A 13,632-nucleotide genomic window follows, 5' to 3' on the forward strand; every position below is an offset into this window, starting at 1 on the left:
TATGACGGCGAACAGAAAAACCGCGGCATTGAATGGAATACCTTCGGCAACATCGCCAAGAACCTCCGCCTGTTGGGCGGCATTGCCTATACCGATGGCGAACTGGTCCGCTCCAATACCGTCGCCAATAACGGCAATACGCCGCTGGGCGTACCCAAATGGACGATGAATGCCGGCGTCGAGTGGGACACGCCCTGGAATCCGGATTTATCACTTTCGCTGCGGGCCGTATATACCAGCTCCCAATACGCCAACAATGCCAACACCGTCGAATTACCGAGCTGGGTGCGCTATGACATCGGCGCGCGGTACAAGACCGTGATCAATAAAATCCCGGTCACCTACCGGCTCAGCGTGGAAAACCTATTTGACAAACACTACTGGTCAGGTGCCACCGACAAGGGTCTTGTCACGTTAGGAACTCCCCGCACCATTAAACTGTCGGCAACTATGCAGCTTTAAACAAGGGTTGCCACTAGAAATATGCTATGCTTGACACGGTTCGCCGGCTGAAAGAGTGTTTAGCGGGTACCGCCCAGACAACCCCCCCCTGCGCATTCTGGCCGCCATTTAGGCGGCTATGCGCTCGCTAGCCACCAGCTCGCCCACGGTCAACCCCGTCGGCGGCGGACTGGACAGGATCGCCATCTTTTGCACTTTTTCTCTGGTGGAAAGATTGCGGATATCCTCTCCGTTTAAGTACATTTGCTTGATTTGGACCGGTTTGGGCTGAAAGGGAGAGCCTTACTTGGGGTTGAAGAACCCATTCCACTCTCAGGTTAGAGTTTGAGGATTCTCTTGGCGTTATCGTAGGCGATAGCCTGCAATACACCCGGGACGAAATCCAGAGTCTTAAACCATTCGTTTGCCTCCGTCATGTCTTCATAGGGATAATCCGCCGAATACATAACGTGTTCTGGACCCAGTACCCGCAGGATGTGCTCCAAGGCCGGGGTGTAGAAAAACCCGCTGGTTGTGGCGTAGATGTTACGCTTTACATATTCTGTCACGGACAGCTTTCTCGGTCTCCCGTTCTTAGCAGCCACTTCGCCGTCCCAGCCCTCTCTTTGGATGCGGTGATCAATCCGATAGCACCAGAAGGGCAAAAATTCTCCTGCGTGTCCCAAGATAATTTTCAAATTCGGCACCTGGTCAAACAAGCCACTGATGATCATCCGCAGTACATGTTCCGCCGTCTCCACATGGAATCCCCAAGCCGCTCCCCTTAGCTCCGGATACGGTTTATACGTTGTTTCCCGATCGTCCGGCACTGTCCGGGGATGGATGTAAACAGGAACGTCCAGCGCTTCGGCGGCTTTCCAGAAATCTAAATATTCCGGGGCATCGTAGTAGATGGGGGCCAGGTTTCCAGCGTTGTCATACCCGTTAATCAGCGCTCCTACCAATCCCAAGTCCTTGACAGCCCGGGTCAATTCTTCGATGGCAGCATCCGGTTCCCGCATAGGCAGGCAGGCGAAGGCACGCAGGCGGTTCCTGCGGGACTGAATGGCTTCTGCCACATAGTCGTTCCAGGCCCGGGCGGTCTCAACCTCAATTTGATGATTCTCCAGCCCTTGAATAGACGGTGAGGTCGCCGAAACCACCGCAATATCCACCTCTCCCTCGTCCATAGCGCGGATCCTCATGTCTGCCAAGTCAATGAGCTTAGCCTCGTTTTGCCGAAACTCCCGCAGACTAAGCAACTGGGGAGTAAATTTTTCCACACCTTTTACGGCAAAGGCTTCTTCCAAAGCAATCTTTTTCACGAGAACATTCTCCTTTGATAAATTTATTTGATAGGTTAAACCAGCTACTGCCTGTTTAGCAAAAAGGCGCCTTCACCATTAATCATCACAAAATAGACGCCGTTTTCGTTTTCAAACGGATTATTCATACCTTACCACCATCCCTTTTGCTGGATCACCCTATTGGGAAGAAGATATCAAACTCCACCAATTAGAAATGGTCGGCTTTTTGCCAAGCTTCATAAAAGTAACATCAACCCCTATGCCGCGCCATTTCTGAACAAGGCTCATAATTCTGATGGAATCCAAGCCTCTGTCAATTAGGTCTTCATTGTCATCAATATCTGACGGCCCTTCGTCAAGAAGTTCTGCGACTTGCTGGCGTACAAGCTGCAAGGTCAGGCACTGAGAGACGGCTGCCGCTGCCGCTTCGTTATTTGAATGCTGAATAGCCACTAAGATCACTCCTTTAGCCTTTTTCCATTAATTTTTTCGGCAATCATTTTCCGTAATTCTTTCTTGCTTACCTTGCCTAATGGGGTATAAGGAAAGCTGTCGATAAACTCGATCCGGTCAGGAATTTTAAAAGCGGCAATGCCGCGTTCCTTTAGAAAATTTTTCAGCGCACCAACTGTAGGATTTTCGTGACGGAGTATCACAAAAGCGCATGACCGTTCGCCGAGAAACGCGTCAGGCATGGCAACAATCGCTGCGTCCAATACGGCCGGGTGCGCAAGAAGGTGATTTTCAACCTCTTCCGCCGCGATTTTTTCGCCGCCGCGATTGATTTGATCCTTCGCGCGGCCTTCCACAACGATATAGCCCGCTGCATTCACGCTGACCAGATCACCGGTCCGGTAAAAACCGTCCGGAGTGAACGCCTTTTCATTATGTTCTTCCGCTTTATAATAGCCGCGAATGGTGCAAGGCCCCCTTGTTAATAATTGCCCGACTTCCCCCGGCGCCACCTCTATATCGTCCTCGTCCACCACCCGGATTTCATCATAGGGCGACACGGGTTTCCCCTGAGTACTCACAATCGTTTCTTCCGGGTCATCCAACCTTGTGCAATTCACCAGACCTTCCGCCATGCCATAGCTTTGCTGCAACGTGCAGCCAAATGCCGGTTTGATCCGGCGCGCAGCCTCCTCGCTGAATTTAGCCCCGCCAACTTGCAGCACCTTCAGGCTGGACAAGTCGTAACGGCTGGAAGCTACGGCTTCCAGCCATATCAGGGCAAGCGGCGGCACAAGCGAAGTAATGGTGACCCGTTCCTGCTCTATCAGGGGAAAGGCTTCATCCGGACTGGGCGCAGCGGCAAGAACTACCCGGGCTCCTGCGTATAACGCGCCAAGTACGCCGGGCGAACTAAGCGTAAAGTTATGCGCAACAGGCAGAACCGCAAGGTACACGCTATCCTGATTCAGCCGGCAAAATTCGCCGTTGAGGCGCAAACAATAAATATAGTCGTCATGGGTTCGGGGAATTAACTTGGATAAGCCGGTGCTCCCGCCGGACAATTGAAGAAAGGCAACGTCGGAGGAGCTCACTGCCGGCGGGTCGACGATAGCAGCGGCATACAACTCCGGCAAAGCCAGAAAATCGCCGGCGTCACCGGCCACAATGACCTGCAGACCCGGAACCGTATTTTTAACTTCCTTTGCCAGCGTACGGTAGTCAAATTCCATGTAGGTATCCGGGATCACATAGGCAACAGCTTCGGCAAACTCGCAAAAATAACAAATTTCATTGCTGCGGTGTGAAGGAAGAGCAAAGACAGGCAACGCCCCTAGCCTGAATAAAGCGAAGCAAACTTCAAAGAACTCGATCCTATTGGGAAGCTGGACCACCACGCGGTCCCCCTTCCTTATCCCCAGCTGCTGAAAGCCGGCGGCCAATCCGTCCGCCCGCTTGTCCAGTTCGGCGTAACTGATATTTTTTTCCCCGCTTGTAACGGCAATGCGCTCCCCTTGGCTTTCAGCACGTTCCCGCAGCATGTTGCCGAAGGTTTCACCGCGCCAGCAACCCATTTCTCTGTACCGCTCTGCAAACTCTTTCGGGAAAGAAGGGCAACCTGTCACCATCATCTATTCACTCCTTTGACGATATTCGATTATACAAGAGACAGCGTCCCGCATTTAGCTCCTAATCAGTATTCCACACACCAGGCCCGTTGCGACAGCAGTCACGTTTAAGGGAATTCTGTCGGCACATGGCTCATCGGCGCCAGGTCAGACAGGCCGTCAAAGCCCAAATCAAAGGAATTAACGGTAAAACCGCGAATTATGAAATTTTCTATCACGTTTTCTGACAAGAGACAATGTTTTCTTAATGTTATCAACTCCTCGTATAATAAGTTGTAATTTTTCTTAATTTCAGCCAAAAAGCGGCCCTTAATAAAGCTTTTGTTTCGCCAATGGTAATTATTGTCATTGGCTTGTTTTTATCAGTATAACAAACTGCAAAGCACAGACAAATAGAGATTTTTCCAATGATCCTTGATATTTTTTAAATTTGCTATAACTTAGTTATAAATAAAGTTGAAAGTTAATGGAAATCTTGATAAAATAAACGATGATGATAATTATTATCATTTATTTTTTGTAAAAAAACTAACCTTCAGGCGGCAGTTTTACCCCAGCAGAAGGTTAGTCGGCCTTATCCAGAGATTTAGCCTTCTTATCCCCCGCTGATTCAAGCAGGAAGTATCAGAACGGCCTGGCATGGGAGCATTGATAAACAAGAGCGGTCTTTATCGACTTGCTGCCGCTTAGGAGGATGCAAAAGAGGATGCAAAAAATGAAGGTGGATATCAACGATCTATCCGGTTATTTTGCCAAAATAAACTTTAGCGTAGTTGATATAAGACGTATGGTTATCGAACCGGGAAGAAAACTTTTTGGCACAGTTACTTCGCCATGGCCAGGTATGATTTTTCCGCTGCGCGGCCGGTCAAGAATGTTTTTTGACGGCGTGCCCTATGACATGGAGCCTGGCAAAGTATTCCACGGCGGGCCAAATATGCCCTTGGATAAAGAGGTTCTGGGACAGTCAATATGGGATTATATAGTCGTACATTACCAGGTGCACGGCAATACCCGCGGAACGTTTCCCTATGCATTGTCGCATTATGAACTCAGCCCGGGATATAATTCCGGGATCAAAGACACGCTGCAGCGGATGTACCATATCTACGCAACACCGGGTAATCTGTCGGCGCTGAAAATCAAATCCCTGTTTTTCATCATTTTGGATGAAATTCTGACTTGCGCCAATCGTCGGTTACATAACGCCAGCTGCGAACTGGGGGCAGAAGCCGCTGAATATATGAGGCATCATTGTATGGAACCGCTCACCGTACCGGAATTAGCCAGGCAATATGGTCTGAGCAGCAAACAGTTTGCCTATTTGTTTCAAAAGCATACAGGCATGAGTCCGAATAAATTTCTGATTGAGTACCGAATGCGGCGGGCGAAAGAACTGCTCTGCACCACAACCTGCCCGGTCGCGGAAATTGCAGAGTACGTGGGTTATTCCGACCCTTATTACTTCAGCCTGTTATTCAAGAAGCGAACGGGTTTGTCTCCCAGTAAGTGCCGGTATTTAGGTAAAATAAAAGGTTGATTGCCAATTAAAAAATCACCTGACAGCGTAGCATTTTAAAACTGACTGCCAAGCAGCCGCAGCCCCTTTGCTCATAAGGGTTTGCGGCTGCTTTTTTTGCTTTTTACTGCCAAAGCCGGATTTATTTGTGAATGCTCTTTGTTAATACGAGCTCTGCGTCGGACAGCGTAAGCCGCATGACGTATTTTTTTGATTGGGAAAAAATCCAGGTCTGTTTGGAAATATATCAATGTGTTTGGAAATATATCAATGTGTTTAGAAATATGTCAATTTACTCCCATGTTGGCTGTTGTTATACTCAATATATAAACCGAGAATGATCCTCATTCCTGGTTTCGGCACTTATAATGAAAGTTGGTATAGCTGTTATCTACAGTTAAGTTATCTGAAAAGGAGTCGAACGGTATGAAGAAAAAAATGTCCCGCATTAGGAAAAAAGTCCTGTATGCCCTGATTGGCAGCAGCCTGTTTTGGCATGCGCCAGTCGTTGCCTACGCCGAAGAAGCGCCGGAATCCGCCTCGGTGACCGGACAAACTGCCGAAGAACAAGCTGTTTCCGGCGAATCAGCTGCCAAACGGTCTGATTTCACCCTGGAAGGAATTGAAGTGACCGCCAGACGCAGCCGGGAGCTGCCCCCGCCCTACGCCGGCGGCCAGGCGGCCCGCGGCGCCGGGCTCGGCGTACTGGGCAACAAGGATTTCATGGACACGCCCTTCAACGTCACCGCTTACACCGCCCAGACCATCGAAGACCAGCAGGCCGACACCCTGTTTGACGTGGTTGCCAACGATCCCTCCGTCCGGCTCGCCACTCCCGGCGGACAGGTCAGCGAAAACTTCAGAATCCGCGGCCTGGAGGTAAATTATCAGTATCTCTATTTTAACGGCATAGCGGGTTTGGCGCCGTTCTACCGTGTTCCCGTGGAATTTCTGGAACGGGTGGAAGTGCTCAAAGGGCCCAGCTCCTTTCTCTACGGCGGCGTGAGCACCTCGGTGGGCGGCGCCATCAATCTAGTACCTAAACGGGCCGGCGAGGAGGATATCACCAACTTTACCACCAGTTATGCCTCCGAGTCCCAGTTCGGCGGCCATATTGACATAGGGCGCCGCTTCGGCGAAAACAAGGAGTGGGGCATCCGCTTCAATGGCCTGTACTCGGACGGCGATACCACAACCGACGACCAATCCCGTAAACGGCTGCTGGGCGCTCTGGGCGTGGATTACCGCAAGGATAAGTGGCGGCTGTCCCTGGATGCCTATAGCGCCGAGGATAAATACGACGGCGGTCTTATCTCCATGTATAGCTTAAGCTCTTACGTGAAAGCTCCGGACGGCTCGACCAACGTGTTCAAGGGGGCGTCGGGCACCACGCGGAATACCGGGATTCTGTTTAAAGGCGAATATGACATCCGGGACAATTTAACGGCCTATGCCGGTATTGGCAAACTATACGCCAAAGCCTACGGCTTCATCAACGGCAATCACGTGCAGAAACTGCAGACAGATGGCTCGGCCACGATCAAGGGTGTCTATAAGCAATACTTCTGGAACGAAACCACGGCCTCCGAAATAGGACTGCGCGGCGCTTATCAGACCGGCGCGGTCAAGCATCAGGTCGTTTTGGGGGCAAACTTCTCCGACACCGATTATTCCAATGCTTGGGATGAAACAGCACTAAATATGGCAACGAATATCCACAACCCGGTTTCGATTGCCAACCTTTACAACAGCCTGTCGATAAAGAAAGGCAACAAGACCGCTGTCACCGAGCTTTCCAGTTTCCTGCTGGCCGACACGCTTTCCTTTAACGAGGAAAAGGTCCAGTTAACGCTGGGGATACGGCGGCAAAATGTGGACCAGACAAGCTACGCCTACAACAACAACGATACCACCGGCGGGCTGAAATCGAAAACCACCTACGACTCCCACGCCAACACGCCGATGGTCGGCCTCATCGTCAAACCGTGGGGCGAATCGGTGGCTCTCTACGCCAATTATATTGAAGCGCTTTCCCCCGGAACCGTGGTGGGAGCAGCCTACGCCAACGCCGGCCAGGTACTGGCGCCGTACAAAACCAAGCAGCGCGAATTCGGCGTCAAGTGGGACAAGGGCAATTTTGCCAATACGCTGGCCTTTTTTCAAATCGAAGTTCCCAGCTCTATGGTTACTGACAACGTCTATGCCTATGACGGCGAACAGAAAAACCGCGGCATTGAATGGAATACCTTCGGCAACATCGCCAAGAACCTCCGCCTGTTGGGCGGCATTGCCTATACCGACGGCGAACTGGTCCGCTCCAGCACCGTCGCCAATAACGGCAACACGCCGGGGGGCGTATCCAAATGGACGATGAACGCCGGCGTCGAGTGGGACACGCCGTGGAACCCGGATTTATCACTTTCGCTGCGGGCCGTATATACCAGCTCCCAATACGCCAACAATGCCAACACCTTCGAAATACCGAGCTGGGTACGCTATGACATCGGCGCGCGGTACAAGACTGTGATCAATAAAATCCCGGTCACCTACCGGCTCAGCGTGGAAAACCTGTTTGACAAGCACTACTGGGCAGGTGCCAACGACAGGGGCCTTCTCAACTTAGGCAGCCCCCGCACCGTTAAGCTGTCGGCAACCATGCAGTTATAACCAAGGGGTTGACACTAGGAATATGCTATGCTGATGCGGTTCGCCGGCTGAAAGAGCTTTTGCCGGTACCGGCCAGACAAATCCCCCCTGCGCATAGCCGCCATTTTAGGCGGCTATGCGCTCGCCAGCCAGCAGCATTCTGACGGTCTTGGCCCTGCCGCCGCCTGCCTTCATTTCCGGCGACGCTGCTCTGGGGTTTTGCCGCGCCCCCGCCCAGCGCACCTGGCGGGATTTGCCGGCTGCGATCTATATCTGCAGCCCCTTAAACTGGCTGTTATAAAGTCCGGCATAAAAATTCCCCTGTGCCATCAATTCCTGGTGTGTTCCCCGCTCAATGATTTGCCCGTCTTTTACGGCCAGGATTTCATCGGCATTTCTGATGGTGCTTAATCGATGGGCGATCACAAAAGCGGTCTTCCCTTGCATCAGGCTCAGCATGGCCTTTTGGATCGCTGCTTCCGTCCGGGTATCTACGGAGGAAGTCGCCTCATCCAGAATAAGAACAGACGCTTGCGCCAATACGGCCCGCGCAAGGGCCAACAACTGCCGCTGCCCCTGCGACAGGTTGCCGCCGTTGTCGGTCAGGACCGTATCATAACCCTCCGGCAACTGTTTGATGAAGCGATGGGCATTGGCGAGCCTCGCAGCCTGTTCAACTTCTTCATCGGTCGCGGTTAAGCGTCCATAGCGAATATTCTCCCGGACGCTCTCCGAGAAAAGATAGGTATCCTGCAAAACCATGGCTATGGCTCTTCTTAAGCAGCTTCTTTTTATAGTGTCGATATTCTCGCCATCAATGAGGATCTCGCCGCTGTCAATATCATAGAACCTGGTCAGCAAATGGATCAGGGTTGTTTTACCCGAACCTGTGGGTCCTACAATGGCAATGGTCTGGCCTTTATGGGCTTTTAAGCTCACATTTTTCAGTATTCCCTGCTCCTTGGTATAGGAAAAATTGACCTGCTGCAGCGTGATCTCGCCCTTGAAACGGCAAACTTCTTTTGCTTGCTCAGCATCTTTCTCCTTCGGCTCATCCATCACTTCAAATACTCTTTCCGCCCCTGCCAGGGCCGATTGGATGGTGTTGAAGATATTCAGCGTCTCATTGAGCGGGCGCGTAAAGTTTCTCATATACAGGATAAAAGTAAAGATTACGCCGACAGTGATATTGCTGCCGGAAAATATTAGATAAGCCCCACTGACAGTAAGCATGAAATACGTAAGATTATTAACGGCGTTATTAACAGGCCCCATAATTCCGGAAAGAGCCTGGGCAAAAATGGCGCTTCTCGTAAGTTTTTTATTAATTTTTGCAAACTCCGCCTTCGCCTGTTCTTCCCGGCCGCAGAGGATAATCAGCTTTTGCCCCGATATTCTTTCTTCGATATATCCGTTTAAATTGCCCAGTTCCTGTTGCTGCTTGATAAAAAACGGCTGGGTTTTATTCATAATCAGCTTTGACAGCAAAAAGGTCAGCGGTACGGTTGTTAACCCTACGAGGGTGAGCACCGGACTTAAAAGCAGCATGGCCGCAAGCATACCGACAATGCTTACAGCGCCGGAAAACAGCTGGGTGATACTTTGCCCTAACGTCATATTAATATTATCGACATCATTGGTAAGCCGGCTCATTAAGTCCCCGCTGGAATGGGTATCAAAATACTGCAAAGGAAGGATTTGGATATCGCGATATAAATCCCTTCTGATCTTCGCGGCAGTCCGCTGGGCGATGTCCACCATACACCGGTTCTGCCAATAGGTTGAGGCAACGCTCACGCAATAAATGGCCGCTAACATGATGCAAAGCTGAAGCAGCCCGGGCATATCTCCTTTCTCGATAAAATGATCGACGGCGTATCCATTCAGCCAGGTGCCGATAATGCTGATGATTGTTGTGATAAAACACAGCAGAAAGGTCAGGATCAGCAGCTTCTTTTTACCGCCCAAATACGCCAGTAACCGCTGAATCGTGCCCCTGGCATTTTTAAGCTTGTCAGGCCGCTTATTGAACCGGCCCAGCGGATTGCCCCGCGGATCCCCCGGTCTCACCACGGACGCCACTCTTCCATCAACCATTTGCAAGCATCTCCTCGCCCAATTGTGATACTGCGATGCTGCGGTATATCTCACTTGTTGCCAATAATTCCTGATGGGTGCCCATAGCGGCTATTTTACCGTTTTCCAATACGATAATCTTATCTAAATCCATAACACCGGAAATTCGCTGGGCAATCATGAGTACCGTGCTCTTGGCCATTCTCTGCTGCAGCGTGGTTTGTAATTTTGCCTCAGTTGCCAGATCAAGAGCGCTGGTCGCATCATCCATGATCAGAATTTTAGGCTTCCTGAGTAAAGTTCGGGCAATCGAAATACGCTGCTTTTGCCCGCCGGAGAAATTTTTTCCTCTTTGCTCCACCAGGCTTTGATAAGCATTTTCCTTTTCCAGAATAAAATCATGGGCTTGGGCATCACGGGCCGCTTCCTCTACAGCTTTCCTACCCGCCGGATAACTGCCAAACGTTAGATTTTCTTCAATCGTTCCCGAAAACAAAATACTGCCCTGCAAGATCACGCCAATGTTTTCCCTCAGTTCTTTTAATTTTATCTTTTTGACATCCAGGCCGCCGATCAGCACTTGTCCTGCTGTGGCATCATAAAGCCTTGGAACCAAATTGACAAGGGAGCTTTTCCCGGAACCCGTAGCGCCAATAATCCCAATCTTCTCACCCTCTTCGATTCTGAATGACAGATCGTTCAATACAGTTTCACTGTGTTCATTGTATTGAAAAGAAACATTTTTGAATTCGATGTCAAAACCGTTCATTTCAAGCGAACAATCCTGATCCTGAATCGACGGCGCCGCGTCCAATACATCATTGATTCTGTCCGCAGAAGCTTTGGCCCGCGAAAAATTCAAAACGAGCATCACCACCATGATCAGAGCGTTCATAATTTGCACGAGATAATTCACAAAAGCTACGATTTTCCCGATTGGCAGGGTACTCTGGTTGACCATATTGCCCCCAAACCATAACACGGCGATGATGCTGATATTCATAACCAGCATAACGACCGGCCAAAGAATCATGTTCATGTTTTGCGCTTTGCTGCCTTCCTGCATCAAATGCTCATTTGCTTCATCAAATCTGGCCGCTTGCCTTGTTTCGACGGTAAAGGCCTTAATGACCTGGATCCCTAATATCCCTTCCCGCATAACCGTATTCATCCGGTCTATCCTTTCCTGTACGGCCGAAAACAGCGGAAACGATTTTTTAAGAATGATGACAACGGCGATCAAAATCACCGGCACTGCCACTAAAAATACAATGGATAGTTTGGGACTTAAACTGACAACCATAATCATTCCGCCCAAACATAAAAGAGGGGCCCGAAAAGCACTTCTCAACACCAGGTTTACCATATTCTGGACTTGTGACACGTCATTGGTCAGCCGTGTAATCAGCGACGAAGTCTTAAATTGATCGATCTCCAGGAAGGCCAGGGTTTGTATTTTATCAAACAGAGCCTGCCGCAATTTTTCTCCCATATGCATCGCAGCAATAGTGGTAAATACGGAACAGCCCGCGCCGCCTATCAAGCCGAGAAGCGCCGCCAGGATCATTTTCACCCCTGTAGAAAAAACGTAGGCAGCATTCTGATTCATAATGCCGATATCAATGATATCCGCCATGAGCTTAGGCTGCATCAAGTCCATGGATACTTCCAAAATCATCATCAAGGGCGCTAAAACGGCATAACCGGTTGCGCCCTTCAAATATTTTAACAGCTTAACCATTCAGGTTCCTTCTTCTTCTTAAAATTCATAACCCATTTGCTATTGCCTATTGCCGTTGAATGAGTGGCAGCGTCAATCCCAACGGTGGTGGCGATGATGATGTCCGTGGGGCTTTCTGCCTATTGCATGACCTGTATCGCTGGCGGGATCATCCAAAATTTCCAGATTACCACTTATTTTCCGAACCAATTCAAGCATTTTTTCGATTTCTTCTTCCATCAGGCAATTGAAAATGGCAGATGTCAGTTTCGTATTGGCCTCAGTAAAGCCGTTAACGGCAGCTTTTCCATTCTCAGTCAGATAGATATGCATGATCCTTTGATCTTTTTCATCCTGCTTGCGCACAACGAATGCCTCCTGTTCCAGCTTGACGAGCATCTCGGTCAGGGAAGAGGGACGGATATCCAAAATTTCTGCTAAATCTCGCTGAATTACCCCGTCATTGCGTGAAATAAGAAACAACAGGTGAATTTGTCCGCGATGAAGGCCCTCTTTCGGCGGCATTGTCTGATGCGCATAGCGATACATCTGTCGGTTCAGACGCCTCAATGCATTATAAAGTTCATTTGTACTGATATCAGCCATTGGCATGCTTCCTCCTTTATTCTTATCCATTAATTAGTTAGGAACCTAATAATTTTATTATACTTTTTACCAAACAAATGTCAATAAAAAAATAGGTGGCTATAGTCTGAAGTCCCGGAAATTGATATAGCCGCCTTTTTTAATCTGCTTGAAATCAGCAGTCCGTATATAAAAATAAATCACAACCGAACCGGCCGCTTGGTCAGTAAAAAAAAGATCTCCCGCTGGAGATCCTTCACTGATAAATAAAAATATTTTATTGCCGCAAAATCGGCTGGCTTTAACAAACTTAGCTATCTACTTGTTTCCAACAATTTTTTTGCTCCAACGTGCCAGTGCCTTATTTTGCACCTCTTATTAGTATCATCTCTTTTAAGGGCATCCTTTGGGATTTTATTGTTCCCATAGCCGACCAGCCAACCGCTATATGAAGGGCGATTTCAATATAGTCCGGCAAACCATACTTTTCTTTAAACTTCTGGGCAGTGTCTGTGGTAACCTCTGTTTTCACCGTTTTCGATAGCCAAACTCCCCCCAGACCGAGGGCGTGCGCCATGAGCAGCATATGATCGGCGGCGGCGGCGGCATCGAACCCGCCATTTTGAGGGACGATTCTGTCTTGTCCGACAACTTGGGGAATTCGCTTATCGTAGCAAATGACTATTACAACCGCATGAGTTACAGGGATGTCGCTCCAGACCATTCTGGCCTCTTCCGGATCTCTAATGACGATAAAACGAACTTCATCCAGGTTGCAGCCAATGGGAGCCGCTCTTCCGGCCTCAAGAATCTTCTCGATCAATTCGTCAGGAACGGGTTTGTCAACCCAATCACGAATCGAGCGCCGTTCGTATAGCAGCTTGTAAACTACGGCCATTTCTTCCTCGGTAAAGGGAGTTTGCACGGGTATATCCCACTCGATTTTTTCGCCGGCGCGAATCTTTTCCGCTAAGGCGAGATATTGTTTGACCCATTGAATATCCGGGTCTTCGTCGGTAAAACCTCTTTCTTTCCAGACATCATACACCAATTGCGTCTGCAAGCCAAAAACAGGCACAGGTTTGGTTTGCCCCCGGACAAGAAGCGGATATAGCGGAACCTCAATATTGTGGTGCGCTCGCTCGCGCAGCAACGCCCGCAATATCGCCGGCTCCATTTTCATTAAATCTTCTTTTTCGTATACTTGCCCGCCAAAAGGCGTCACTTTGATTATTTCCGTCATAGTATCGTCTCCTC

General features: G+C 49.5%; 11 protein-coding genes. 3 read left to right on the forward strand and 8 right to left on the reverse strand.

All coding sequences use genetic code 11. The features are described 5' to 3' along the window. Window positions 1-462 (forward strand): TonB-dependent receptor domain-containing protein (locus BLR06_RS05065; RefSeq protein WP_139164448.1); only part of this gene is annotated, 462 nt, incomplete at its 5' end. Window positions 463-570: 108 nt separating this feature from the next. Here the strand turns inward: BLR06_RS05065 and BLR06_RS20195 are convergent. From BLR06_RS20195 to BLR06_RS05080, 4 genes are all read right to left on the reverse strand, one after another. Next, window positions 571-705 carry a hypothetical protein gene (locus BLR06_RS20195; protein WP_255319468.1) on the reverse strand — a complete coding sequence of 45 codons (135 nt, stop codon included), beginning with the start codon at window positions 703-705 and terminating at the stop codon, window positions 571-573. Between the two features lie 74 nt (window positions 706-779). Continuing rightward, window positions 780-1,766, reverse strand: a complete 987-nt coding sequence (locus BLR06_RS05070) for an amidohydrolase family protein (protein WP_092069130.1) — start codon at window positions 1,764-1,766, stop codon at window positions 780-782. 159 nt (window positions 1,767-1,925) lie between these two features. After that, on the reverse strand, window positions 1,926-2,201 hold the full coding sequence (locus tag BLR06_RS05075; protein WP_092069133.1) for a phosphopantetheine-binding protein: 276 nt from the start codon (window positions 2,199-2,201) through the stop codon (window positions 1,926-1,928). 5 nt (window positions 2,202-2,206) lie between these two features. Further along, complete coding sequence (locus BLR06_RS05080; protein ID WP_217636836.1) at window positions 2,207-3,832, reverse strand: (2,3-dihydroxybenzoyl)adenylate synthase; 1,626 nt, start codon at window positions 3,830-3,832, stop codon at window positions 2,207-2,209. 703 nt (window positions 3,833-4,535) lie between these two features. Between BLR06_RS05080 and BLR06_RS20200 the strand changes: the two genes are divergently transcribed. Both BLR06_RS20200 and BLR06_RS05090 read left to right on the forward strand, forming a co-directional pair. Then, window positions 4,536-5,369, forward strand: coding sequence for a helix-turn-helix domain-containing protein (locus tag BLR06_RS20200; RefSeq protein WP_281242263.1), 834 nt, complete (start codon window positions 4,536-4,538; stop codon window positions 5,367-5,369). Window positions 5,370-5,774: 405 nt separating this feature from the next. Further along, a complete protein-coding gene (locus tag BLR06_RS05090) occupies window positions 5,775-8,015 on the forward strand; it encodes a TonB-dependent receptor (RefSeq protein WP_092069136.1) in 2,241 nt (746 codons plus the stop codon). Between the two features lie 246 nt (window positions 8,016-8,261). Here the strand turns inward: BLR06_RS05090 and BLR06_RS05095 are convergent, their stop codons facing one another. The 4 genes from BLR06_RS05095 to BLR06_RS05110 all read right to left on the reverse strand — a co-directional run bounded on the left by BLR06_RS05095 (window position 8,262) and on the right by BLR06_RS05110 (window position 13,618). Next, a complete protein-coding gene (locus BLR06_RS05095; protein ID WP_092069139.1) occupies window positions 8,262-10,091 on the reverse strand; it encodes an ABC transporter ATP-binding protein in 1,830 nt (609 codons plus the stop codon). After that, window positions 10,084-11,811: an ABC transporter ATP-binding protein gene (locus BLR06_RS05100; RefSeq protein ID WP_092069142.1), complete on the reverse strand. Its 1,728-nt coding sequence runs from the start codon at window positions 11,809-11,811 to the stop codon at window positions 10,084-10,086. The genes BLR06_RS05095 and BLR06_RS05100 overlap by 8 nt, the downstream gene beginning before the upstream one ends. Before the next feature lie 72 nt (window positions 11,812-11,883). Beyond that, window positions 11,884-12,396 carry a MarR family winged helix-turn-helix transcriptional regulator gene (locus tag BLR06_RS05105; RefSeq protein ID WP_173812615.1) on the reverse strand — a complete coding sequence of 171 codons (513 nt, stop codon included), beginning with the start codon at window positions 12,394-12,396 and terminating at the stop codon, window positions 11,884-11,886. 340 nt (window positions 12,397-12,736) lie between these two features. Beyond that, window positions 12,737-13,618: a nitroreductase family protein gene (locus BLR06_RS05110; protein WP_092069148.1), complete on the reverse strand. Its 882-nt coding sequence runs from the start codon at window positions 13,616-13,618 to the stop codon at window positions 12,737-12,739. Window positions 13,619-13,632 lie beyond the last annotated feature (14 nt).

It is taken from the genome of Dendrosporobacter quercicolus (assembly GCF_900104455.1).
GTDB classification, from domain to species: domain Bacteria; phylum Bacillota; class Negativicutes; order DSM-1736; family Dendrosporobacteraceae; genus Dendrosporobacter; species Dendrosporobacter quercicolus.

Bases quoted from the DNA above. Each gene is read 5' to 3' on its own strand.
- BLR06_RS05110 (WP_092069148.1), bottom strand. From the start codon at position 13,618: ATGACGGAAATAATCAAAGTGACGCCTTTTGGCGGGCAAGTATACGAA.
- BLR06_RS05100 (WP_092069142.1), bottom strand. From the start codon at position 11,811: ATGGTTAAGCTGTTAAAATATTTGAAGGGCGCAACCGGTTATGCCGTT.
- BLR06_RS05080 (WP_217636836.1), bottom strand. From the start codon at position 3,832: ATGATGGTGACAGGTTGCCCTTCTTTCCCGAAAGAGTTTGCAGAGCGG.
- BLR06_RS05095 (WP_092069139.1), bottom strand. From the start codon at position 10,091: ATGGTTGATGGAAGAGTGGCGTCCGTGGTGAGACCGGGGGATCCGCGG.
- BLR06_RS20200 (WP_281242263.1), top strand. From the start codon at position 4,536: ATGCAAAAAATGAAGGTGGATATCAACGATCTATCCGGTTATTTTGCC.
- BLR06_RS05105 (WP_173812615.1), bottom strand. From the start codon at position 12,396: ATGGCTGATATCAGTACAAATGAACTTTATAATGCATTGAGGCGTCTG.
- BLR06_RS05090 (WP_092069136.1), top strand. From the start codon at position 5,775: ATGAAGAAAAAAATGTCCCGCATTAGGAAAAAAGTCCTGTATGCCCTG.
- BLR06_RS20195 (WP_255319468.1), bottom strand. From the start codon at position 705: ATGTACTTAAACGGAGAGGATATCCGCAATCTTTCCACCAGAGAAAAA.